This window comes from Vibrio kagoshimensis (assembly GCF_050337535.1).
Classification (GTDB): Bacteria; Pseudomonadota; Gammaproteobacteria; order Enterobacterales; family Vibrionaceae; genus Vibrio; species Vibrio gallaecicus.
In genome coordinates this window covers 87,062-109,406 of sequence record NZ_JAKJSZ010000019.1, presented here as the reverse complement: position 1 = coordinate 109,406, position 22,345 = coordinate 87,062, and the positions used below count along the sequence as shown (strand labels likewise).

Here is a 22,345-nt window from a genome sequence, read left to right as displayed (position 1 = left end):
TAAATGAATATTGTTAAAAAGTACAACGAAAATTTCACCCACCGTATTTACGTAGGGTTCACATTTCTATCTTAATTTCTTATGGGACATACTAATGGAACACGTATCAATAACTTAATTGATACGAAGTATTATATATTTATGTAATATTTAGTTTTAGATATTAATCGATAAACCTTTAACTATTTGTCACTGATACGACGTAGATCAAGTTATATTTAATAAACACGATTGTTAATTTTTATCGTTTTAATAAAAATATTTAATTGATCATTTTTATAAGTAGAGTTGTTGGTTTTCTTATTATTAATATAAATATTTATCTCAGTAGCTAATAGTATTTAATTAATATTCGTTTATTATGCGTCCCCCATAATGATGAGTAATTAAAACTAATGGCAACAAACTCTTTATATACCGACCTTTCTCGTTACTATGATTTAATGTGCGAAGATATTGACTACCTATCGCAAAGTCATGCTATCCATAGGTTGCATCAAATGTTTGGTAATGGTGGAAATCATCACCTGGATCTCGCTTGTGGAACAGGACCTCACGTACGTCATTTTCTTAATTATGGATACCAAAGTGCTGGCTTAGATATTAATCAGCCAATGCTTGAAATTGCAAAACAACGTTGCCCTGAAGCCAGTTTTGTTAAGCAAGATATGAGTATGTTTACCACGCAAAGCCCTATCGATTTGATTACCTGCTTTTTATACTCACTTCACTACAGTGATGGGCTAGAGAGACTGAAACAGTGTATTCAAAGTGCATATCAAGCATTACAAGTTGGTGGTATTTTTTGCTTTAATGTTGTCGATAAATCTAAAATTAAACGAGACTCTTTTGTGCGACATTCTGTCGAACGAGAGGGGGCAAATTTCACGTTTCAATCGGGATGGCGATATAGTGGATCAGGTGACCAGCAATTCTTAGATCTACAGATTGAAAGGTCAGCAGACAGTTCTACACAGAGTTGGAAAGAATCGCACCCTATGGTGGCTTTCACATTCCTTGAATTGAAGATGATGCTAGAAGCTTATTTTGAGGTCCATATTTTTGAACATGATTACCAGAAAATTATCCCTTGGGATAAAGAGTCAGGTAATGCCATTTTTGTTTGTATAAAAAATTAGCCAGTTGCTAGTATTCCGTATCAGCAATCTGTATAAGGGCTCCCTAATCAAATTGCAGGTAGAGTGAGGTCGTGCTTTGGATTGTCCATCATGTGAAGAAAATATTGGTTGGGACTGGGTAGAAGAAGAAGAGATTGAGCCGAATGTAGAGTTCGATTGTCCAGAGTGTAATGAAACACTTATGTATACAATTGATGAAGGCACTTACTACGGCGCCGAGCATAAAACGGTTGAAGTGATTGATAAATAAAACCCATGAGTTTTAACTTCAATGTGTGTTCCAACTGAGAATTAATCGTTTATGAAAGCATGTAATCAATGTGGAAAATGTTGCATTAAGTATGGTGACGGTGACTTAGCGGCAACACGGGAAGAAATTGATCTGTGGGAGCTATTCAATTCAGACATATTTGAGTACGTTAAAGGTGATGAGATATGGTTTGACCCTGAAACGGGAAAAAGACTGACTTCATGTCCCTTCTTAGGTATCGAGCCAAAGAAAGACGAATCGGCACCTAATAAATATACATGCAGTATTTATCTTGATAGACCGGAAGATTGCCGACATTACCCAAGTCTAATTTCAGAAATGGTTAGAGATGAGTGTGAAATGATTGAAGTTGTCGATCTCCAAAACACCAAGAAAGCCCAAACCAAACTGGATTACTTAATGAGGGACAGTCGCCCCTCTAGTTATTCTTAGTTTAACTCATTTTTATTGTTGATCATTTATCCGTCGCCATATTCAAAAGCTAAAGAATTGATAGCTTCTGCAATGGTTGGGAAGTGAATCTTAATAATACACATCTCTGCCTTGCTGAATTCATGTTCTTGAATAAGTACGGTCACATCTTGAACATTCAACTTCTGTTTAGTGTCAGCCAGTACTGGCTTGTTAGTAGATGAATCTATGAGATAGCAAGCCCCGGTGGAATCAACAATGTAGTCATTATCATCCAAAATTAGATCTTGGCATTCGGAAATAAACACCTGCTCATTCTGGAAGAACATCAACTCATTATCACCGTCGAGTTTTAAAATACATGGCCATGAAATCATAGAAAGCCTTTAAGTTATGATGTGCTGAGTTGTAGTGTGCTGGGTAAGCTGCTCAGAAAAAAGTAATTTTTGGATTAGCTTTAAATCTCAAGTGTACTGTCCTTAGTTTGTAGGTTTAAGCTTAACTCGATATAAATCATTAATTGGTTTCTCAACAAAATACGACCAGACATGATCATAAACAGCATGTTGATTTGGGAAAGGCGCTAAGTGCTTCGCTTCATCTAAAGTACACCACTTATACTCTGAATGTTCATGGTTAATTTCGATGGTTTGATTGGGTGGGCATACTGCTACAAACACAGGGATCAGCTCAATCACGTTAGAATAAGCTTCATAGAATTGCTCAAGAAACTGAGCATTATAGAGGTGTGTGACTTCAATTTGTGTCTCTTCTGAAAACTCACGTACAATCGCTTGCCAACCGGTTTCTTGAGCTTCGATTGAACCTGCCACATGGCACCAAAAGTTGCCCTTTGTACGCTTCATTACTAACATCTTCATTTCACCATCTATTTCAGAAAGTGCAACACCTGAAACAATAGAAGTATTTACTGGGATCATTTTATTACCTATTAACATTTTGTTGGCTGTTGGCTGTTGGCTGTTGGCTGTTGGCGTTAAGGTTTATTGGCTACATGCGCTATTAACAGCAGGTATGTACTCTAATTTATTTGCTTTGAATAAAGAGATACCTGTATTTAGGGTGTTTAGTACTTCATCTATTAAATCACTCTCTGTATGCACTTCATGTGCATGAACTTTATCATCATGGATAGTTTGAGTTTTATTTAACGCATCTTGAAGGGTTGTGGTTAATTCTTGTTCAAATATCCACCCGCCACACCCAAATCCAACAAGAGGTAAATCTTGTGCAGTTATGTTTGGGTCTTCAGCTATTTCTAATATTAAGGATTTTGATGTGAATTTTAATAGCCAACTGTAACTATTAATCATCCCATGCCCAATGAATTTGTCAGTAATAGTGATTGTGCCTTTGCAATCTTTATTATTTATTTGAATAGTCATTGATTAAAACCAGTTGAAAGTTAGTAAATATTGCATAACTTTAACATTATCAATACAAAACAACGAATAAATACTAAATAATCAGTTACGTTATTTATGTTTTCTGGATGCATTGGTTCATTTAAGATGCATTAGAAATACCTCCAACACTATTAATGGAAAAATTTATGAAAAAATATATACCAGCAGCGATATTTGTGACGCTTTTAGTTGGGTGTGATGACGCATCAAAAGCTATCGACCAAGCACAAGATGCGGCAAATAAAGCGGTAGATAGTGTTCAAGACCAGATTGCTTCCATTGATTTGAACGATATTGATATCAATCTAGAACAATTCGGTGATGCAGCAGATTCTGCGACAGAAGTAGCAGCTTCAGTACAAGAAGCTTTAGAAGCTGATTTCAGCGATCCTGAAGCTTTAATTGAGATAAAGGATCATATAGCTAATGCTTATAGTTGTTTGGTTGATGCCTCATCAGAATCGGTTGCTGAAAAGTTGATAAACAAAGTGACAGCATCGATCAATAATGATGAAGCCATGTCATTAATCGAAGAAGGCATTGCCAAAGCTAATGAAGCAAAAGAGTGTGTGATGTAGCTTCACACATCAAACTAGTTCGTTAATCACAAGGAAGTGTATGAGTAAGGTAGTTTTACGCGGGTTCATTGTTGTACCTGAAGCGGAGTTAAGCCAAGTAAAGGGTGAGCTAGTTAACCACATAACGCTTACTCGGGCAGAGAGAGGGTGTTTAATCTTTAATGTAATTCAAAGTGAAGATAATCCATATCACTTCAGCGTTTATGAAGAATTCACTGATAAGGAATCCTTTGAAGCTCATCAAGCGAGAGTGAAGCTATCTCGTTGGGGAGAAGTGACGGGCAATGTAGAACGGCATTATGAGATCACGGAAGAAGGTTGATCTTTATGAGTATAAGAAAGGTGGGGGATTCGATATTGCCCTCAGTTTCTACATAGTACAGCTACTGGCATCTAAAGTTTGAGCCTTTATGACTCCTTTATTGGTTATTTTGGCTTGGTGCATATTGTAACCACAATACAGCAAGAGAGAAGTGGACTCGTTTGGTGTACTATTTACTGTATATATCGACATTTCCTATCGTATAAAGAGTGCTTTTTGTAAGTCATAGGAATTAAAGTCAAAATTGGCTATTCAAAATAGAAGGAAGTGTTCTAAATGCCCGTGCTGCAACGCATTAGTGTAACTGTATTTTTAATCGCTGTTCTTGCAGGGTGTGCATCACTCCCTGAAGAAGTGAACCATCCAACTGAACCTGTTGAGCAACAGGTGAGCAGTACTTTATCTGAATTATCAGATGCCTTTCGCCTCAGTAATGCGAGTAAAGAAACAAGCGCCGTTTTATTACAAGACACAGGTTGGGATGCGCTCGCGCAACGATTAGCATTAATTGAAACCGCAGAGCAGAGTATTGATATTCAATATTACATCTGGAACTCCGATGCCTCTGGGCATTACTTAGCGAACAGGCTACTCGCTGCTGCTGATCGCGGTGTAAAAGTTCGTGTGATGCTAGATGATATTAACTTGAATGAACGCGAAGATCTTCTTGTCACTTTAGATTCCCATCCTCATGTAGAAATCCGCGTATTTAACCCAATCCCAAGTCGAAAAGGTGTGTCTAAATGGCTTAATGTCTTGAGTGACTTCTCTCGTCTGAATCGTCGAATGCACAACAAGTCATTTACGGTTGATGGCGCTTTATCGATTGTAGGTGGGCGTAATATTGGTGATGAATATTTTGATCTGTCTGAAGAAATCAACTTTCGAGATCGAGATGTACTCGTAATGGGTAGCGTTGTGCCTGAAATCCAAAAGAGTTTTATCAATTACTGGGATAGCACCTGGTCATATCCGGTAGAACTTTTGGGAGGGGAACCATCTGATTCTCTCATGCTTGGGGAAATTGCCACGCCAACGTATAAGAACTACCCAGCGTTACCAGAAGGTAATGAAACCTCGAAGCTATTCATGAAGCAAGCAATGAGCGAAATGACATGGGTAGAAGCGCACTTTATTTCTGATCGCCCAGTTCCATTGGATTCAGAGAATACAAGTGAGCCGAAAGCAACGGCACAGCTACTTGGAAAGCTATCCTCGGAATCTGAACAAGAGGTTCTGCTGGAGTCGGCTTATTTAATTTTTGATGATGGTCAATTGGAACAATGGCAAAGTCTTGCGGATTCCGGTGTGCAGATTAAAGCGCTGACGAATTCTATGGCTTCTAATGACCTAGCTACGAACCACTCTGGTTATGCAGCTCGCCGCCAAGATATGTTGGAGCATGGTATACAGCTTTTTGAATTAAAGCCGGAAGCGCAAGTTTGTGAAGAATCGACACAAGATATTTCAAAGTGTGCTCCAACCATGCCTTACGGTCTTCATGCTAAATCAGCGGTTTTTGATAATAAAATTGCTGCGATTGGTTCTTTCAACTTCAACTTACGATCGACATATCTCAATACTGAATCGTTGCTAATCATCAATAGTTCAAGTGTGGCTAGTCAACTCGCATTAGATATTGAGCTTGCAATGAATGAAGATAATAGCTGGCGCTTAGGTTTGAATGACGGTGAAGTTCAGTGGTCTTCTGGCTCACAAATATGGGACAGTGAACCTGATACTGGAAATTGGGAGCGTATTAAATCCAGTTTGTTACAGTTGCTACCAATAGAGAAATACTTATAAAGTCGTTTTCTAATAGATCTATACAGTTTAAGTGAACTCTAAAGACTGTTCTTATCAAAGATAAGAGATAATGGGCAAAGTAACGTGTCATCGCTACTTTGCCCATTTTGTTTTCATATCTGCTTATATAAGCAGAAGCATGAGTTTACTTAGATTTAAATGGCGTTAGCATTTGTTTGCCAAACACATTGATCAAAGCGCCTGTCACAATAAGCCCACCTCCTAAGTAAGTCCAAATGGATGGGATTTCATTAAATATCCACACGCCTAATAAAGCTGAAAATACGATCTGTACGTAAGAGTAGGCAGAGGCTTTACCAGCAGCTTGTGTTTGCATAGCTTTGGTTAATCCGTATTGACCAATTTGGGTAAATATCCCAACTAAAATCAGCATGATGGTCAGAAATACACTCGGCCATACAAAGTCATCCCAAATAAGAAATGTTGAGATGGGCAGTGCAACAAGTGGGAAATAGAAAATAATGACCGAGCTGTCTTCGGTTTGGCTGAGTTTTCGAACAATCACATAAGCAATAGAACTGCCAAGTGCACCACAAAGAGCAACCACAATGCTTAGTAGAGGTAATTCACTGTCGACACTAGAAACAACATCACTGCCTGAATTGGACTGAACCATAACAAAAAGACCAGCTAAGCAGAAGGCGATGCAAATCATGGTCGATTGCTGAATTCGTTCTTTAAGAAATAGCACACCGAGCAACGCCGTAAAAATAGGATGAACATATTGCAAAATAGTGGCTTCCGCCAAAGGTAATGTGGTTACCGCGTAATACACACACATCAAGGCTGCTGTACCCACTGTACCGCGAACGAACAAGAGGGGTTTATTGTGTCCCCAAGGTGAGATACCTTTTCGCTTTACGTCCAAATAGCTAATGATCAAAGAAACTAATGCCCTTGCTGCTACTATTTCAAAAACTGGGATGCCGTATTGACTGACGTACTTTACACACGCCGACATGAGTGCAAACCCAAAAGCAGAAAGAAGCATGAATCTGACCCCAACGGGGATCACTGAAAAAGAAAGTGCAGGCATAAAAGATGTAATTAAAGGGAAAGGTAGGCAATCATAACGCAGTTTGTAGTGACAGCCTTATGCAATTTTCATAGCGGAAATTAATATAGGACAGATTAGAGAAACGAATGTAAGAACAGAGCAGAGAAAAGCCGCTAGCTGTTGGTTGTCGAGTTAGCGGCTATAGATTAGATCTTATTGTCAGTTGCTCTGGTATCTTACTTAATCTGAGACATTACATGCTGTAGGTAAAGGCTCGTTGAGCAAACATCATTGTGTTCATGACTATGATTATGTCCATGATGACTGTTACTACCGCTAAATGGCATAGGGTGACCAGAATGAAAATGGTCGCGATTTAATACTTTAACTATATTCATAGTCTCACTGTTCATAGCAAGACCAGCATTGTGTTTAGCAATAGGCGCAATCGTCCCCTGGTATATCGTAGCCTCCACCTTAATCTTATTAATATCTTCAGGTTTTACTTTGTATGGGCTGCTATCTAGAACAGTGAAATTTGCAGACTTACCGATATCAATGGTGCCAATTTCATTTTCAAGTCTTGCGGTATAAGCAGCATCGATGGTGATAGCTCTCATGGCTTCATCAACCGAAATTCGTTCTTCTGCACCCATAACAGTTTTGCCGGATAAGCCAATTCGATTGACGGCTGCCCAGACCATTGCCAAAGGCTGAGCTGGTGCCATTGGTGAATCGGAGTGAAGTGATAACTTACCACCAACATCAATAAATGAACGACCACGAGCCATCGTTTCTGCACGTTCTTGATCAAGCCCTTCTTTGCTATAGAGTTCTGATAGGATATGCGTGTAATACGGGTTTACACTAAAATTTGCCCCCAAATCTACGGCTTTGGAAATATCATCTTTATCGGTAATACCTAAATGATGGAACCCAGTTCTATGGTCGGTTCTCGGCGTTTCTTTATTTAGTTTATCGACAATGTTAACGGCTGTATCAAAACCTAAATCACCATTTGCATGAACCACAATCGTGTAGTCGTCTTCCCAGTATGGGCGCATGCTGGCTTCAAGGTCGGCTGGCTCTTGCATCCATTCACCTTTATGACCGTCGGTATAGCCATCTTTCATCTGCATTAGTTGACTATACATAGCACCGTCTGAAAAGAGTTTTACAAACTTTGGCAACCATTGTACTTGTTCACCTTGATAGGCTTCGTGTTGGGTTTGACCTTCAGCTATCACTTTGCCTTTTTCTGGGTCGTTATTTGCCATCATGTAAGTAAAATTACCAGCAGGGATTAACCAGTAATCCATTGGGAAGCCGTCTGTTTCAAGAATATCGATCACTTGAGAGAACATTTCAGGCGTAGCTATCACACCGGGGTCAATAGCAGTAGTAATGCCTCCAGAATGTACATAGTCTTTTGAACGTTCCATGCCCGTCGCAAACATACCGCTTTCAACCCAGAATTTAAGTACATCTTCTAGGATAAGTTTCCCGCCCGCTTCAAAGGCATGCCCTTTATTCCAGTCAAGTTGTGTATAGGCGTGTCCTTCACCAGACCAAGACTTCTCATCCCAACCAAACATGGCTAATGCTGCATCGTTAAAATACAATTCATGGAAACTGCGATGCCATACAACAATTGGTCGCTCTGTTGAGATTGCATTCAACTCATCTCTACTCATTTCGCTGCCATGAAAATAATTGTGATAGCCCCATGTCAATAAAGGTTCTCCTTTTGGAGTCTTTGCTTCAATCTCTGCTAGCCTTGCCATGTAGTTATCATGACCGACAACTCCTTCCACATTTCCCCAAGGCAATTGCCAGTCAGCAGGGGTAATAAACTCTGTGCCAAGTAATATCCCCATTAGCCATAAATGGATATGAGGTTCCACAAAACCGGGAGTTATCACGCTATCTTCAAACGTCGTGTCGACCGTCAAACCTTGGTTTAATTTATATTTGTTGGATAAATCAGACTTATTACCAATATCTAGAATTTTGCCATCTTGTACGGCGATAGCATTGGCTTCACCATAATCGTGGTCCGACATGGTCACAATATCGTTAGAGACGTAAAGAGTAATTGGAGCCTCAGTTGTCGCAAAAACCGAGTGTGTTGAAAGCAAACTGGCAATAGCACTGGTGAGAAAGATTTTTTTCATTGTCATTCCTAATTTCTCTTTCGAAAAATCCGTTTCGGTGAAAGGTTAAATGTAATCATGTTAGATAGTGCATTCATTCCTGATGCATACGTGAAGATGATGTGGTCGACTATCTTCATTCATGAAGTCTTGTGTATTTGAACCTGTAGCAAAGGCTAGAAGGCAATATTGTGTATTGGTTAATATCACTTGCCCGACTCCCTTCACATTATTTTTGTAAAATAGCAGTGTATTTACGTTACTAATAATTCATTATGATGGGTAAATTCCATCATTTTAATGTGCTTAATCGATGAATCGAAAACCAAGCTCGTGGAAAAATGCGCTTGAAAATCTAAGCTCGTAAAAATCTAAGTTCGAAAAAATTAAGTGAGTAATAAATATGTTTTCCTATGAACATTTGAAATCTTTTTGTACAACTTATGATGAACATAGCTACAGCAATGCAGCACGTGTATTGGGGAAAGACAGAACGACGATTCGTGAGCAAGTGAAAGCACTCGAAGACAGCTATCGAGTCGAATTATTTACGATTGAAGGAAAAAAAGCGGTACCTACGGAGTTTGCCCGTTCGATCTATAAACAGTCGAAATTACTTGTGCAGAATAGTGACCGGTTGCATTTACGTATGCTGGAAGCTTACCAACAAGAACTTATTCATTTAGATTTCTATCATGATACGTTAATGCCGAATGACCTCGTGGTTGAAATTGAGTCTTATGTATTGAAAGAGCATCCAAATTTAATCATTAACTGGTTGCATCGGAACCGAGATGAAGTTTTTGCTGACATTGTGACTGGTCATAATAAAGTTGCCATCATGCAGCATCGAATGGAAAATATTTCTGAATATCCCATAACGGCTATTAAGCTAGGAGATGGTGACTTTTCTGCTTATGCAAGAGTAGAGAGTCCATTGTTTCAAACCCCTCTGGTACAGCTCGAAGATTTACAGTTGGAAACCCAATATATAAGTGAGAACCACACTAAAACTATGCCTGAATGGTTAGGCATTTCTCCTTATTTTCGGACGGTGAGTAATAACGATATGTTATTAGAGTTAGTTAAGAAAAACGGTTGGGCATTACTACCCAATAGCTTAGCGGCTGAATTGGTGGCAACAAAGAAAATACGTAAAATTGAGTTTAAAGAACTGCTGAATCATTCGGCAAAATTTGGATTATCGTTCTTCTACCCGATGAGCTTTGAAAGTACCAATGTCTATTCGGGCTTATTAGAAGTGATTCGTTCGTATTCTAGGAAGTATCTTTAGTTAAAAACTGAATCAAGAAGTTTAGCGGTGAGGATTCGATAATTCGGACCCTCAGGAGGGCAATCAGCTTTACGACTATTGACCAGAATGTATGATTTTGTCCGTGATATTGCCAATTAACCCCGGCTGCACTAGCTCAAATTCAATCGATTTTCCTGATTTTTGAATTTCTTGGATATTATATTGAAGCTGTGTGTAGTCGTCTCCCCATTGATAGCGAATTAAGGTTTCACCAGATTGTAAGTGGTAATTCACAGCATACTCGGTCGCATATCCAGCCATGACACCATCTATAGGTACATTCGGCGCATCATGGGGGATTTTGTATGTTGTTGAGTCTAACTTTATTAAACCATTCATAATGCTCGTAGGCTCTTTCAAGTGACCTAAGAAATACGTTGAGTGAATAAATCGGTCTTCAGGGTTAGCATTTCCTCCAGTACCAAGATTGGTCTGTGAGAATTGCTGATCTAGCTCCCCCCAACCACGTTTAGAACGTTCCACATTCGCTAGGTGCTGACTGTAATCAGGCTGATTGGTCATAATCGCATATTCAGAACCGCGCCAAATCTGTGGTCCTTCAGAGCGAAATTCGATAATGGCTGAATCTCCAGTTATATCTTGCAAGCTGATATGCAAAGCAATACGAACCGGAACGCCTGGGATGAATTCAGTAGTGGCTGGAGTGTTTTTGATAAATTCAACGGCGTCTTCAACCGTTGAGAATTGTGATAATAGGTGCTTGAGATAGCTTAATGCGCCGATCTCTCCATCGTTAGTAATGTCTTTGGTTTCCATTCCTCGATCATACAAAACATTTCCACTTAGCCCAGCGTTGTTTACGCCGTCAGTGATGGCGCCGTATGTGGTAATCCCTGTTACATCAAATTTTGATATAACCTGATGCTGGCGATCTAGGTGTGTAACATAAGTACTTTCTTTAGGGATATTAACCAGATGTGGATGAGTTTGTTCTGACCAATCTAGAGTGCGTGTAACAAAAGTTCCATTGCTTTCCGTATCCCATAGAATTCGTGTACACGCCTCTGCGGCAGTCACTACGCCGAAAGAAAGAGTCGAGATGATCGCAAGAGAAAGAGATTTTTTGTTCATTATGATAAGCCTCGTTATTGGAAACGAGATCATCATGACACTTTACCTTATAACGAAACATTGCAATGTGATGGGTAAAAACCATCATTTTAAGGCGGCTCAGTCTACGTTTTCATTTTGCTTTTTTGGTGCTTAAAGAGGGCGGTTTAGATTTTATTGAACCTCCTGAGATATTCGCCGCCATTACTTAAAGTAAAGATAACATAAGCCCTACCTATCAAACTGGCGCAATTTGTATAGATATTGACTGTAATTGCACTGCACCAAATTCTCTTCTTATTTAATCTATACCCATCGATGACAGCAAGGAATACAAGCTGTACGGGACTAATAAGTCGTGAAACAAGGATAGTTGCTAGCCTAAATTAGAGGATAGACACTATGAAAAAAACGATAACGAGAGAAGAAGTTTCCTAAAAGTGGTGGGCAAAAGTGTAGTGTCTGCTGCTGCGTTAACCATACCTACTTTGGCTACTGCAGAAGCATTATCTAAGTCAGAGTTAAAATCTAATCCTAAATCTAATTCTAGCCTTCCACCTGACTACAAAGTGACAAACCAAGTACTAGATGCAACTGAAATGGCTGATCTTGTTAGGCAGAAGAAAGTCAGCCCTAAAGAGCTTGTTCAAGAGTCGATATTTAAAATCAAACAAACGAACCATAAGGTGAATGCGGTGGTGTCCGAGTGCTTTGATATGGCTTTAGAACGTTCAGTTTCAATCAACCCATACTCACCATTTGCTGGTGTTCCTTTCCTAGCAAAAGATTGTGTCGATGTTGAAGGGTTAGAATGCACCATGGGTTCACCTTTGAATAAAGGTAGAAGACCTAAATCGACTTCTTGGTTTATTCAAGCAGCACATAATGCTGGGCTTAATACCATTGGCATGACAAACATCCCAGAGATGATGACATTCGGCTGTACCCAAAATCCGCTATATGGTGCGACTCGTAACCCTTGGGATATCCGTAAAGGTGTTCATGCTTCTACTGGTGGTGGAGCGGCAGCCATTGCTGCTGGGTATGTACCGGTAGCTCATTCGACAGATGGAGGTGGGTCTTCTCGCATGCCTGCATCAGCTACGGGGATTTTTGGTTATAAACCAAGCCGAGAGCAATTAATCACAGGGTTGATAAATGGTTCAACCAATGAAGATTTTACACACCAATCCTTTATGTCACGTACGGTTCGGGATACAGCATTGGCTGTTTCTGTAACAGAGAACCACGTTAAAGACAGCTTTAAAACGGCATTCCCCAGAACCCCACTAGGAATGGTACATACTCCTTTGAATCGTCCTATAAAGGTCGGAGTCACTATGATGGACATACATGGAAAGCTGCCGGATGAAGACACTCGTTCTGCAATCCTTTTAACCTGTAAGCTATTAGAAGAGCTAGGGCATATCGTAGTGGAAGTTGGTCAACCCGTCACAAATGGTGAGCAGTTTATGTATGACTACATGGGTGTTTTTGGAAACAAAATGGCGAGCTTTGCTGAGCAGTTCGACAGTATTGGTACGCCTTTGGAGTCTATGTCTCAACTAGTCAGTACAAATGTGACATATTTAGCTCGAACTATGCAGGCCCGTATTAAATCCCATCCGAATTTATATATTGATTCGAAAATAAATTGCCACAAATTTTCGCTTCAGCATAACCATGAGTTTTTTAGAACGATCGATGTTTGGTTGACGCCTTGCTCCAATCATATTCCTCAAGACATTAGCTATTTTGATCAAAAAAAGCATTCCGGAGAGACTATTTGGGATCGTTCCGAAAAGCTTATGTCTTACACCCCGATAGAAAATGTTGCAGGTAATCCTGCGATGTCAGTTCCTCTCTACTGGAATCACCGCAATATGCCAGTTGGAAGCCATTTTTCAGCCGCGAGAGGTAATGACCGGCTGTTATTTGAGTTGGCTTATCAATTGGAGAATGCGAATCCATGGAGTGAAAGAAAGCCATCCATCGCTGTTTGATTCTCAACACAAGATTCACTTATGAATGCAAGCTAGTAGATAAGTGTATCTAAATTAATGCATCCGAATTCGAAACGTAGAAGCCTTCATACAAGTTATCGTCATTTAAAATAGAGCCCAACAATGAAACAAATAATTACGCTAGCCATCACTTTGATGATCTTTGCTCCTCAGGCAGTATCAGCTTTAGCACCAAGCCAAGGTATTACAGGCAATATCACTTTCTTAACAGGGTTCTTGGCAGACTCAAACAACCTAGATGTCAGCCAAAGTTACACCCAAATGCAGTCGGACCTTTCAGTATCAGGCTCGACTGAAACAAGCGGCATGGTAGGGCTTTTAGGTTCTCTAAAGTATACCTTTGGTGACTCGTTGGATAAGCAGCTTTTCTTAGGAACATCGCGAGATGATGTCATTACCGGAACACTTGCATTTGAAGTGGGATACAGGCAGCAATTGACAGACGGAACCGTAGTCGATGTTTCGTTTTTGCCAACTCTTATCTCGGGTGAAGTATGGGATGACCCGTATGCAGTTGATCAAAAGAGAAAAGAAACCGACCTTTCAGGTAATGTAGTTCGGATGCAGTTATCGAAGATAATGGGCTCTAATTTTCATATAGATATGGCAGCTGGTGAGTCTGATGTGAAAAATGAGCAATCTGGGCTTAAAGGTTTAGGCTTAGCAGATGAGCAAAGAGCCTTAATGAAGCGTGAGCGTAAGTACTATTATTTCAAAACTAGATACCAACATATGCTTAATAATGGAGCTGGTTTACTTACCCCGTCTTTAAATATTTTCTCATCAGATTCAGAAGGTGATGCGCTCTCGTTTTTTAGTGTTGGTGCTGAAGTAAGCTTAGCAAAAAGATTCAATAAACATGGCATTGCTTTAACTGTGAATGCCGATAATCGAGAATATGATGCAGTGAACCCTATCTTTAATAAAAAACGTGAAGACAAAGATTTGGGTATTTTTCTAGCGTACGAATACTCGGGAGTATTGGGGTATAAAGATTGGTCTGTCGTCTCGTTCATAGGCGCAAAATCGACCGACTCCAACATTGAATATTATGATTACTCACAATATATAGCGTCCGTTGGTTTGGATTATAAGTTTTGATACAGCCAACTAAATGAGCCATTATTGCCACTATCTGTAAGCTGCCTTGTAACCCGTCTTGTAACCTGAGCTGAGATACTTTAATTTGGGCTCAGATACTTTAATTTGGGTTCAGATATAAAGGCCCAACACAGCAGGTAGTTATGGCACAAAGCTTTAGTTCTCAGTTACCTATTTTTTGGTTTAACATTTTAGATTCTGCACTAGAAGCTCGAGTGGGCGATACCAGTGAATTCTGGGAAGGAGACGATTCTTATCAAGCTCTATTGTCTGCTGATTCGGTTTCAGCTTACCAACTCCAAGCTGCGATAGCCCATATTTATCAGCAGTTTGGTTATGAACTTATTGATATTTTTAGTGAATCAGCGGAATACTTTGATGAGCTAGAACTGGGTCCTCCCGTTTTAGCAATGCTCACTGCTCCTACGTTAACTCAGTTTTGTGAATTACTCAGCCGATACTCCATTCATATTCATCCACTTCTGAAAATCTTCAGCCGTGAAACGGATAGCGGTGGACTCGAGTTGTGGGTTGTAACCCCGGAATACGTCGATGAAATAACATTAATGACCCACATGAGTTTAGGGCTGTATTACGGACTGATCCTTAAACTCATCAGGCGTTATCTTAATGCCCCAAATCAATTAGTGGCTATCCACTTCAATCGTCATACTGTCGGTGAGGAGTTTTTACCTATTTTTGAACGTGTGTTTAATGTGCAAATGAAGCAAGGCTACCCTGTACGCTATTTCTTTTTTAGTGAAGAAGTGGTGAACATGCGAGGTCGTGAGTATCTAGCTGATTTCCATTTAGGTTTAAAGCAGATGGCAGATAAACAGCTGGAAAGCGTACTTGAATCAAGCATGTTGTTTAAAGTGAATGAAGCGTTTAAAACGGTTCCGGTCAAAGATATTAGCCAAGAAAATATAGCAAGTACTCTTTGTATGAGTACAAGGACATTGAATAGAAAATTGCAGCAAGAAGGCATTAACTTCCGACGTTTGTTTGATAAATACCGTCTTGAACTCAGCCTTACAATGCTCAATCGTAACGAGGCTAACATCACACTTATTGCCCTCGAACTGGGTTTTTCAGATTCCAGTGCTTTTAGTCGAGCATTCAGAAAGTGGACGGGTCAGTCGCCGGGAAAAATTCGGCAAAGCAAGCTTGAGGGTGGGCAGTAACGATTGAATGCTTAGACACAAAAGAGCTAGCAGACTAGAGAGCGCCTTTACAAGAAAGTATGGATACAATTACGACATTCCATTAAGCATCTATCTCAATGGAGAACGTGTTTAGCGTACTTAAAGTTGTAGCCCATTTTTAGAAAGATTAGACGTAGATTGAGTCATTACCCTACAAATTCCCTCTGAAAGTTCGCCTCCATTCTGATGGGGAAACATTAAAGCGTTTTTTAAAATGTTTTCGCAGTAAGCTTTCAGCCCCAATACCAGACAGTTCGGCAATTGTGGCGATTGAGTAATCCGTAGATTCGAGTAATTGCTGGGTACACGCTAATCGATGATTCAATAACCACTCACCAAATGTGCACCCATACGATGCCTTAAATTGTCGAGTGAATGTTCGCCTGCTCATGGCGCAACGGGCGGCGAGGGTATCCAAATCATATCTTCCCGATAAATTCTGAATAACCTCATCAAGTACATAGCCAAAGCTGGTGGCTGCTTGAGGTTTATTTGGTATTGGGCTAGGAATGTATTGCTGTTGTCCACCGCTACGAAATGGAGCAGTAACCATTGAACGAGCAATATGAGAAGCGGTTTCATTACCACACAGTTTTCTAACTAAGTGTAAGCAGCAATCTAGGGAAGCGGCTGTGCCTGCGGAAGTCAGCACTTTCCCTTGTTCAATAAATAGATGCTCACAATCCATAGTGACATTGGGAAAGGTTTCTTGGAAAACATCTTTAAAGCCCCAATGTGTCGTCGCTTTCTTGCCATCGAGTAAGCCAGCTTTGGCAATGACATAAACACCAAGACACAGACCAACAATGGTGGCATTTCGTTGATAAGCCTTCTGAAGCTTTTCGAGCAACTCTGTGCTTGGCTCTGGTAGCGTGTTGGGCCAGCTAGGAATCACCACAATATCCGCTTCATCTATCGCTGAAAGGTCAGAATTGATGGACGCATTAAACCCTGAGCTTAATGCCACATCATGCGCACCTTCACTACAAATCGTCAATTCAAAAGCTGGCTCTAGGTCAATGAAAATGTCCTGAAAAACCAAACACGGAACCGATAAATGAAAGGCGCTGATGTTATCAAATGCCACTAAAGCGATAGAATTTTTCTTCATACTATTTGGCCCAATTTGAGCGTTAGGTGTCCTTTTGGCTAGTGTCGCATATTCAGGGGATATCGGATACTAGTGATCAGACAGTGATTATTAATTAGAAAGGCAGGAAATAATTATGAAAATTCATCACCTAAGAAGCGCGACGTTTGTTATTGAATCTGGAAAGCACTTTATCTTGATTGACCCAATGCTAGGGGACCAAGGAACGTTGCCTCCATTTTCTGTGTTTCGCTTTAAAGCGGCGAAAAATCCTACCGTTGATTTACCGTCAAATGCACAGGATCTATTAGCTAAGGTGACTCACTGTTTAGTCACTCATAGCCAAACTTTTGGTTTCAAGCCTTTGCAGCATGGTGACCATCTTGATTCTGCTGGGGAGGAATTTCTAATTAAACATTCCATTCCAGTTACGACGTTAACTAAAGATAAAGCTTATTTAGAGAAGTACGGCATGTCTGTTGAAAGCGGGTTAGAACCATGGATTTCAACTGAGTTTTTAGGTGGAAACATTACCGCAGTACCAGCTCAGCATGGTCATGGTTGGATTCATAAAGTAATGGCGAACGGGTGCGGTTTTTTCCTAGAGTTACCTAATGAACCAAGCATTTACATCAGTGGTGATACTGTTTTAACGGCAGATGTTGAACGTGCATTAAGTGAACTAAAGCCAGATATTACCGTTGTTGCTACTGGACAAGCTCAAATGGATGTAGGGCAGCCATTATTGATGTCGACCAATGAAGCGATGGAGTTTATCCGTTTGTCACCAGGTAAAGTTATTGCTAATCATATGGAAGCGTTGAACCATTGCCCTGTGGATAGAACGACGTTAAAACGCTCGCTTGAAGCGCAAAATTTACTGGAGAAAGTCTCTATCCCTGAAGATGGCGAGAGCTTAACGTTTTAAGTTTCTGGATTCAGTAATATCGAGACCGCTTGTTTGAGTTAATTAGTTTGTTTGAGTTAGCTAGTTTGAATGAGCTTTGTCGAGCAGCTTCAGCAAAATGCTCGACAATTGTCTTTGCACCATTACAAGCTTGCTTAGTTAACGTGAATTTAATCCACTAAAGTTGGGCGGTAAGGCTCTTCTCTTACGCCGTGCGACAACACTAATTTGATCATGAAGATAGGCGCTATCCATTCAAGACCGGTAGGTGAAGTAATGATGTTAGATAAAATAATCGACAACATTACGATCAGTAACGCAATAGTGCGATGCAGATACATAGGCATGAAGTGGATGAATACGATAGATGCCATCATCACGCCATACCAAAAGAAGGCATAAGACCAAGCAATATCAAAGCAAAGTGGTATAGCGAAAAGCTGGAAATGAATCGCAGGAAATAGGAACCTGCTGCCCACTAATTTACCTAGCCAGGTGAGTTCCAGTGATTGGTCTGTATGTAGAAAGCGTTTCATCGAACCCAGAGAATTACTCAATACGCCGCCAATCATATCTAGGGTTAGCACAGATGCCACGATCACTTGTAACCAACTCCAGCCAAGAGATTCCCAAGCAAAGAAGTAAAGGATCACCGGAGCGATAAACGCAGAATAGCTGGCAATTATGGATTCAGTTTTAGTTGCGCCAAACCCAGTAGTGAAGTTGAATTTTCCTTCGCAATTCCAGTTTATATGGGCACCTTTAATCGTCGTTTTATCTTGTGACATCATTATCCCTTTCTCTTTTATGAACGAGCATTATTCAATATTTTCATTGATTAGTAGTTTTTAGAAAAATTATAAAGACCACCTGGTCCAAAAAGAATATGCGATCATTCATAAACCTGTCAAACTTTTTAGACCGACCGTACTAAAATGATTTTTAATTAGACTTAGGGATGTAAAATTAATATAGTCCACACGGACTTTTAAGGAGGGCGTAATGCCGAAGATTGTTGACCGAGAAGCGTATCGACGTGAACTTGCGATAAAAGCGGTAGATATTTTTACTGAACACGGTGTAAATGGCTTAGGGATGCGGGGTATTGCAGAAGCACTTGGGCTTTCCAAAAGTGCTTTATATCATTACTTTACCAGCAAAGAAGAGTTATTTAAGGCGAGCACTGAGGTGTTTTTAGAGCCGACTTCACTTTATGGGCTAGCTGAAGGTGAAGATGTCCCGCAAGACAAAAAAGCAATGCTCATTAAGCTCGTTACTACATTGGATAATCGCTTTCGAGGTGAACTCACCTTAATGCTTGATTACACCAAGGATAGGAGCGCGCAACAAGTAAGTGAAGATAGCTTACTAGCCATCGCTAATCAGAAGTTTAAGGGAGAGCTCGGCAATATCGTTGGAGACAGTCATGCAGATCAGGCTTATGCGCTATTGTTTGGTGGGCTAACAATGCGACTTTTGAATGGTGAACAAACACAAATTGAAGACATTGTTCAGTGGGTTTTGAACATCCCGAACCGCAGAGAATAATTGGTTAGAAATAGTAATTGAGATTAAGGATTAAGGATTGAGTGTATTATGGATAACGATCGAAGAAATCCGATTTTGCCTCTGGATGAAGAGAGCCTATCGGAATTTTTAGAAGGACGAACGCTTGTATCTTCTAGCCTATTTCCTCAGGGTAAATGTAATTCAAATTATAAGCTAACACTGAGTGATGGCACGGTGGTGGTCGCAAGGGTATCTAACTCAGGTCCTAACTCAAAAGAGCTTCGAGTTATGGAGCTGGCGCAACAGTGCGTGAAAGTTCCTAAGGTACTTTATGAAAACGCTGCCATTGTTGTATTAGAATTTTTAAATGGTCGGAACCTAGAAAGTGTACCCGAGTATTCACGTCTTGCTGGTGTGGCTATTGCTCAGCTTTCTAGCGTTACTTTTGATGCGTCAGGGTCGATAGAAGAAGATGGTTCGATTTCGGCTTTCGATTTCGGTGGTGTTCAGGGGTTCATTCATAGTTCATTAGAAAATGCAGATTTAGCAAAACGCCTAGGGGTTGAAAGAAAAGAGAAGCTCTTAACGTTGCTTTATAACAAAGCTCATCTATTAGAAGAATTGGATTCACACACTTGCTTTGTACACGGGGACTTTAACCCTACAAATATTCTTATTCATGAAGGGCACTTAAGTGGAGTGATCGATTGGGAATTTGCTTTAGCAGGAACACCTTATATGGATATAGGTAATCTGTTAAGGAACACACCACAAAGCTTCCATTCGGAAATAGAAAACGGGCTTCGAGAAGGTGGAATGGACTTACCTTCTGATTGGAAGGAACGAGCGGAGCTGGTGGACCTTACCAGCCAACTGGAATTTTTGATGTCTTCTCGCTCTGAAGAATTCAAGCTTACTTGTATCCAAAGAATAGATAACGTAATTGAGCAGTATGGGGAGTCGTTTTAGTTAACACATTGGACACTTACTCAACTTACAATCTTAGTTTATATCCTAAAAACTTAACGATGCTAATCCATATTCTTTAACTGCTTAACTGCTTAACTGCTTAACTGCTTAGCCGATAGGGTTGAAACATCAGCTAAGCAAATTATTGTTAGCAGTTAGTCCTGCTTGTTCATTAACTCAGTTAAGAACTGTTTGTAGTTCGCAACTGGATGAGCACCAGTGACAGCGGATTCACGGTTAAAAACAACAGTTGGAACGCCAGACACTCCATGTTGTTGCCACTGGGCTTCTTGCATGCGGATCTTTTCTTTAAGCTTAGGTTTGTCTAACCAAGACATACCTTCATCAGCATCTAACCCAACTGCGGTTAATTCATTTCTCAATGTTTCATGGTTCGACACGTCTTTTTGTTCGCTGAAAAATGCAGTGAACAATCTAAGCTTAAGTTCGGTTTGTTTACCCTCAGTTTTCGCATAATCAAGCAGGACGTGAGCCTCTAACGTATTGACCATTTTCATGTCGTCGAAGTAAGTAAACTTGAACCCGTGTTCTGCGCCAGCTTGTGCAATGCGAATACGCGCTTGTGCACTTTCTTCTGGGCTAGAACCGTATTTTCTTTGTATATGAGCTCGTAAGTTTTCCCCTTCAACAGGCATGTTGGGGTTAAGTTCGAAGGGTAGCCATTCAATGTCAATTTTATCTGCAATGTTGAGCTCTTGGATTGCGGCTTGGAGATTGTTATAGCCAATGATGCACCAAGGGCAGACAACATCAGAGATGATTTCTAGCTTTATCTTATTGTTCATAACACACCACATGTATTTTGATAAATAAATTGAACGACTGTTCATAATTCTAATAATACTGTCACTAATTAACTACCAAGGAAAGCACTTTTTAGTTTCCCCAAAGTTTTTGTTTGTAGCGGTATTAATTAATGATTTTTCATCGCTGTTACTTTACTGCCGTCATTGACGCGTTAGTTATTGGGAGGATTAGGCGAAAACTAATTGTCTTAAGCTTAAAATTTAACAACATGAACATATGTTCAATTTAATTATTGAACGGTCGTTCTTGTTGGTGTAGTGTTTCTTTTATCAAAGGGCAGTGTTGCCTCAAATGAGTTCTATATAAAACTGAATGACAGTCCTAAAAAAGGGTCACATTATGCTTAACTTCTATTTCCACCAGACACCCAACCCAATGAAAGTTGCTTTATTTCTAGAAGAGACAGGTTTGGATTTCCAACTTGTTCCTGTTGATACACTTAAAGGTGACCAACATACCGCAGAATATCGGCTGATTAACCCAAATGGAAAAACACCAGCGATTGAAGATGGCGGTCAGCGTGTTTTTGATTCAAATGCCATCCTCCTTTATCTTTCAGAAAAAACAGGAAAATTAGGAGGGCAAGCAGAAGACCGTGCAGAATTACTTTCTTGGTTAATGTTTATAGCTTCGGGTCTTGGTCCATTTTCTGGTCAATCTGTTCACTTTCGCCACGCGGCACCTAAAGGTCAAGATTACGCAGTAAACCGTTACTTACGTGAAGCCGAGCGCCACTATGAAGTGCTTGAAACTCATATGGAAGGACGCGAGTTTATCGTGGGCAATGAATTTACTTTGGTTGATGTGGCGGCTTGGGGATGGCTAGATAAAGCTACTGTGGTACTGGGCGAAGAAGGGTTAGCACCTTATCCGAATCTAAATCGTTGGTTTGATGCAGTGAATAGCCGACCAGCAGCACTACGTGCTCGTGATATCGCAAAAGATGTTGAATTTAAGAGTGAATTTGATGAAGAAGCGCGACGTGCATTTTTCCCTTCAAACTACCCAAAAGCATAATTGATAGAGCAAGCCATTCAGCTAAATAGCCCGCATCTTAGCGATGATTAAATCTGTCGTAGGATTATAAATAAAGCTGTTAGATCTCCCATCTAACGGCTTTTTTGTAAAAACAGAGGTTGTCGAGGCTAGAATAGTAAGGCTATTTATAGCAAAGTAGAGGACAGTTAATTAAGTCAAAGGG

23 protein-coding genes are annotated in these 22,345 nt (G+C 40.2%); 14 read left to right on the top strand and 9 right to left on the bottom strand.

What is annotated here, in order from left to right; all coding sequences use genetic code 11:
- Nucleotides 1-395 precede the first annotated feature (395 nt).
- The 3 genes from L4C37_RS17565 to L4C37_RS17555 all read left to right on the top strand — a co-directional run bounded on the left by L4C37_RS17565 (nucleotide 396) and on the right by L4C37_RS17555 (nucleotide 1,842).
- On the top strand, nucleotides 396-1,139 hold the full coding sequence (locus tag L4C37_RS17565) for a class I SAM-dependent DNA methyltransferase (RefSeq protein ID WP_273294029.1): 744 nt from the start codon (nucleotides 396-398) through the stop codon (nucleotides 1,137-1,139).
- A 76-nt stretch (nucleotides 1,140-1,215) separates the two neighbouring features.
- Nucleotides 1,216-1,389, top strand: a complete 174-nt coding sequence (locus L4C37_RS17560) for a hypothetical protein (RefSeq protein ID WP_167494017.1) — start codon at nucleotides 1,216-1,218, stop codon at nucleotides 1,387-1,389.
- Nucleotides 1,390-1,440: 51 nt separating this feature from the next.
- Nucleotides 1,441-1,842, top strand: coding sequence for a YkgJ family cysteine cluster protein (locus L4C37_RS17555; protein WP_429769323.1), 402 nt, complete (start codon nucleotides 1,441-1,443; stop codon nucleotides 1,840-1,842).
- Nucleotides 1,843-1,868: 26 nt separating this feature from the next.
- On the opposite strand, the gene L4C37_RS17550 is transcribed toward L4C37_RS17555, so the two are convergent.
- From L4C37_RS17550 to L4C37_RS17540, 3 genes are all read right to left on the bottom strand, one after another.
- The gene (locus tag L4C37_RS17550) at nucleotides 1,869-2,198 is read right to left on the bottom strand and encodes a DUF4144 family protein (RefSeq protein WP_137373045.1); all 330 of its coding nucleotides are present in this window, start codon (nucleotides 2,196-2,198) and stop codon (nucleotides 1,869-1,871) included.
- A 102-nt stretch (nucleotides 2,199-2,300) separates the two neighbouring features.
- Entirely contained in the window at nucleotides 2,301-2,762 is a 462-nt protein-coding gene (locus tag L4C37_RS17545; protein ID WP_429769322.1) for an NUDIX hydrolase, read from the bottom strand.
- 63 nt (nucleotides 2,763-2,825) lie between these two features.
- Nucleotides 2,826-3,227, bottom strand: coding sequence for a hypothetical protein (locus L4C37_RS17540; protein WP_429769321.1), 402 nt, complete (start codon nucleotides 3,225-3,227; stop codon nucleotides 2,826-2,828).
- Nucleotides 3,228-3,394: 167 nt separating this feature from the next.
- Between L4C37_RS17540 and L4C37_RS17535 the strand changes: the two genes are divergently transcribed.
- The 3 genes from L4C37_RS17535 (at nucleotide 3,395) to L4C37_RS17525 (ending at nucleotide 5,954) form a co-directional block, all read left to right on the top strand.
- On the top strand, nucleotides 3,395-3,826 hold the full coding sequence (locus tag L4C37_RS17535) for a hypothetical protein (RefSeq protein ID WP_429769320.1): 432 nt from the start codon (nucleotides 3,395-3,397) through the stop codon (nucleotides 3,824-3,826).
- A 40-nt stretch (nucleotides 3,827-3,866) separates the two neighbouring features.
- Nucleotides 3,867-4,148 carry a putative quinol monooxygenase gene (locus L4C37_RS17530; protein WP_429769319.1) on the top strand — a complete coding sequence of 94 codons (282 nt, stop codon included), beginning with the start codon at nucleotides 3,867-3,869 and terminating at the stop codon, nucleotides 4,146-4,148.
- Between the two features lie 276 nt (nucleotides 4,149-4,424).
- Complete coding sequence (locus tag L4C37_RS17525) at nucleotides 4,425-5,954, top strand: phospholipase D family protein (protein ID WP_429769318.1); 1,530 nt, start codon at nucleotides 4,425-4,427, stop codon at nucleotides 5,952-5,954.
- 145 nt (nucleotides 5,955-6,099) lie between these two features.
- Here the strand turns inward: L4C37_RS17525 and L4C37_RS17520 are convergent, their stop codons facing one another.
- Nucleotides 6,100-7,011, bottom strand: coding sequence for a DMT family transporter (locus tag L4C37_RS17520; RefSeq protein WP_167494018.1), 912 nt, complete (start codon nucleotides 7,009-7,011; stop codon nucleotides 6,100-6,102).
- A 197-nt stretch (nucleotides 7,012-7,208) separates the two neighbouring features.
- Nucleotides 7,209-9,146 carry an amidohydrolase gene (locus tag L4C37_RS17515; protein WP_429769317.1) on the bottom strand — a complete coding sequence of 646 codons (1,938 nt, stop codon included), beginning with the start codon at nucleotides 9,144-9,146 and terminating at the stop codon, nucleotides 7,209-7,211.
- A gap of 382 nt (nucleotides 9,147-9,528) precedes the next feature.
- Between L4C37_RS17515 and L4C37_RS17510 the strand changes: the two genes are divergently transcribed.
- Nucleotides 9,529-10,419, top strand: a complete 891-nt coding sequence (locus L4C37_RS17510; RefSeq protein ID WP_273294037.1) for a LysR family transcriptional regulator — start codon at nucleotides 9,529-9,531, stop codon at nucleotides 10,417-10,419.
- 75 nt (nucleotides 10,420-10,494) lie between these two features.
- Here L4C37_RS17510 and L4C37_RS17505 read toward each other — a convergent pair whose 3' ends face one another.
- Complete coding sequence (locus L4C37_RS17505; protein WP_429769316.1) at nucleotides 10,495-11,532, bottom strand: linear amide C-N hydrolase; 1,038 nt, start codon at nucleotides 11,530-11,532, stop codon at nucleotides 10,495-10,497.
- A gap of 419 nt (nucleotides 11,533-11,951) precedes the next feature.
- Between L4C37_RS17505 and L4C37_RS17500 the strand changes: the two genes are divergently transcribed.
- The 3 genes from L4C37_RS17500 to L4C37_RS17490 all read left to right on the top strand — a co-directional run bounded on the left by L4C37_RS17500 (nucleotide 11,952) and on the right by L4C37_RS17490 (nucleotide 15,820).
- On the top strand, nucleotides 11,952-13,514 hold the full coding sequence (locus tag L4C37_RS17500; protein WP_429769315.1) for an amidase: 1,563 nt from the start codon (nucleotides 11,952-11,954) through the stop codon (nucleotides 13,512-13,514).
- Nucleotides 13,515-13,637: 123 nt separating this feature from the next.
- A complete protein-coding gene (locus L4C37_RS17495; protein ID WP_429769314.1) occupies nucleotides 13,638-14,636 on the top strand; it encodes a DUF2860 family protein in 999 nt (332 codons plus the stop codon).
- Between the two features lie 143 nt (nucleotides 14,637-14,779).
- Complete coding sequence (locus tag L4C37_RS17490) at nucleotides 14,780-15,820, top strand: helix-turn-helix domain-containing protein (protein WP_429769313.1); 1,041 nt, start codon at nucleotides 14,780-14,782, stop codon at nucleotides 15,818-15,820.
- A 172-nt stretch (nucleotides 15,821-15,992) separates the two neighbouring features.
- Here the strand turns inward: L4C37_RS17490 and L4C37_RS17485 are convergent, their stop codons facing one another.
- Nucleotides 15,993-16,952: a GlxA family transcriptional regulator gene (locus tag L4C37_RS17485; RefSeq protein ID WP_429769312.1), complete on the bottom strand. Its 960-nt coding sequence runs from the start codon at nucleotides 16,950-16,952 to the stop codon at nucleotides 15,993-15,995.
- A 115-nt stretch (nucleotides 16,953-17,067) separates the two neighbouring features.
- On the opposite strand from L4C37_RS17485, the gene L4C37_RS17480 reads away from it, so the two are divergent.
- Nucleotides 17,068-17,859, top strand: coding sequence for an MBL fold metallo-hydrolase (locus L4C37_RS17480; RefSeq protein WP_429769311.1), 792 nt, complete (start codon nucleotides 17,068-17,070; stop codon nucleotides 17,857-17,859).
- A gap of 149 nt (nucleotides 17,860-18,008) precedes the next feature.
- Here the strand turns inward: L4C37_RS17480 and L4C37_RS17475 are convergent, their stop codons facing one another.
- Nucleotides 18,009-18,626, bottom strand: a complete 618-nt coding sequence (locus L4C37_RS17475) for a hypothetical protein (protein WP_273294046.1) — start codon at nucleotides 18,624-18,626, stop codon at nucleotides 18,009-18,011.
- 214 nt (nucleotides 18,627-18,840) lie between these two features.
- On the opposite strand from L4C37_RS17475, the gene L4C37_RS17470 reads away from it, so the two are divergent.
- Nucleotides 18,841-19,386, top strand: coding sequence for a TetR/AcrR family transcriptional regulator (locus L4C37_RS17470; RefSeq protein WP_273294043.1), 546 nt, complete (start codon nucleotides 18,841-18,843; stop codon nucleotides 19,384-19,386).
- Nucleotides 19,387-19,434: 48 nt separating this feature from the next.
- The gene (locus L4C37_RS17465; RefSeq protein ID WP_429769310.1) at nucleotides 19,435-20,316 is read left to right on the top strand and encodes a phosphotransferase family protein; all 882 of its coding nucleotides are present in this window, start codon (nucleotides 19,435-19,437) and stop codon (nucleotides 20,314-20,316) included.
- A 155-nt stretch (nucleotides 20,317-20,471) separates the two neighbouring features.
- Here the strand turns inward: L4C37_RS17465 and L4C37_RS17460 are convergent, their stop codons facing one another.
- Complete coding sequence (locus tag L4C37_RS17460) at nucleotides 20,472-21,122, bottom strand: DsbA family oxidoreductase (RefSeq protein ID WP_429769309.1); 651 nt, start codon at nucleotides 21,120-21,122, stop codon at nucleotides 20,472-20,474.
- A 361-nt stretch (nucleotides 21,123-21,483) separates the two neighbouring features.
- On the opposite strand from L4C37_RS17460, the gene L4C37_RS17455 reads away from it, so the two are divergent.
- Nucleotides 21,484-22,161 carry a glutathione S-transferase family protein gene (locus L4C37_RS17455; protein WP_429769308.1) on the top strand — a complete coding sequence of 226 codons (678 nt, stop codon included), beginning with the start codon at nucleotides 21,484-21,486 and terminating at the stop codon, nucleotides 22,159-22,161.
- Nucleotides 22,162-22,345 lie beyond the last annotated feature (184 nt).

What these genes read in the sequence shown, in the direction of transcription:
- L4C37_RS17565 (WP_273294029.1), top strand. Translation starts at nt 396, where the DNA reads ATGGCAACAAACTCTTTATATACCGACCTTTCTCGTTACTATGATTTA.
- L4C37_RS17555 (WP_429769323.1), top strand. Translation starts at nt 1,441, where the DNA reads ATGAAAGCATGTAATCAATGTGGAAAATGTTGCATTAAGTATGGTGAC.
- L4C37_RS17550 (WP_137373045.1), bottom strand. Translation starts at nt 2,198, where the DNA reads ATGATTTCATGGCCATGTATTTTAAAACTCGACGGTGATAATGAGTTG.
- L4C37_RS17545 (WP_429769322.1), bottom strand. Translation starts at nt 2,762, where the DNA reads ATGATCCCAGTAAATACTTCTATTGTTTCAGGTGTTGCACTTTCTGAA.
- L4C37_RS17540 (WP_429769321.1), bottom strand. Translation starts at nt 3,227, where the DNA reads ATGACTATTCAAATAAATAATAAAGATTGCAAAGGCACAATCACTATT.
- L4C37_RS17535 (WP_429769320.1), top strand. Translation starts at nt 3,395, where the DNA reads ATGAAAAAATATATACCAGCAGCGATATTTGTGACGCTTTTAGTTGGG.
- L4C37_RS17530 (WP_429769319.1), top strand. Translation starts at nt 3,867, where the DNA reads ATGAGTAAGGTAGTTTTACGCGGGTTCATTGTTGTACCTGAAGCGGAG.
- L4C37_RS17525 (WP_429769318.1), top strand. Translation starts at nt 4,425, where the DNA reads ATGCCCGTGCTGCAACGCATTAGTGTAACTGTATTTTTAATCGCTGTT.
- L4C37_RS17520 (WP_167494018.1), bottom strand. Translation starts at nt 7,011, where the DNA reads ATGCCTGCACTTTCTTTTTCAGTGATCCCCGTTGGGGTCAGATTCATG.
- L4C37_RS17515 (WP_429769317.1), bottom strand. Translation starts at nt 9,146, where the DNA reads ATGAAAAAAATCTTTCTCACCAGTGCTATTGCCAGTTTGCTTTCAACA.
- L4C37_RS17510 (WP_273294037.1), top strand. Translation starts at nt 9,529, where the DNA reads ATGTTTTCCTATGAACATTTGAAATCTTTTTGTACAACTTATGATGAA.
- L4C37_RS17505 (WP_429769316.1), bottom strand. Translation starts at nt 11,532, where the DNA reads ATGAACAAAAAATCTCTTTCTCTTGCGATCATCTCGACTCTTTCTTTC.
- L4C37_RS17495 (WP_429769314.1), top strand. Translation starts at nt 13,638, where the DNA reads ATGAAACAAATAATTACGCTAGCCATCACTTTGATGATCTTTGCTCCT.
- L4C37_RS17490 (WP_429769313.1), top strand. Translation starts at nt 14,780, where the DNA reads ATGGCACAAAGCTTTAGTTCTCAGTTACCTATTTTTTGGTTTAACATT.
- L4C37_RS17485 (WP_429769312.1), bottom strand. Translation starts at nt 16,952, where the DNA reads ATGAAGAAAAATTCTATCGCTTTAGTGGCATTTGATAACATCAGCGCC.
- L4C37_RS17480 (WP_429769311.1), top strand. Translation starts at nt 17,068, where the DNA reads ATGAAAATTCATCACCTAAGAAGCGCGACGTTTGTTATTGAATCTGGA.
- L4C37_RS17475 (WP_273294046.1), bottom strand. Translation starts at nt 18,626, where the DNA reads ATGTCACAAGATAAAACGACGATTAAAGGTGCCCATATAAACTGGAAT.
- L4C37_RS17470 (WP_273294043.1), top strand. Translation starts at nt 18,841, where the DNA reads ATGCCGAAGATTGTTGACCGAGAAGCGTATCGACGTGAACTTGCGATA.
- L4C37_RS17465 (WP_429769310.1), top strand. Translation starts at nt 19,435, where the DNA reads ATGGATAACGATCGAAGAAATCCGATTTTGCCTCTGGATGAAGAGAGC.
- L4C37_RS17460 (WP_429769309.1), bottom strand. Translation starts at nt 21,122, where the DNA reads ATGAACAATAAGATAAAGCTAGAAATCATCTCTGATGTTGTCTGCCCT.
- L4C37_RS17455 (WP_429769308.1), top strand. Translation starts at nt 21,484, where the DNA reads ATGCTTAACTTCTATTTCCACCAGACACCCAACCCAATGAAAGTTGCT.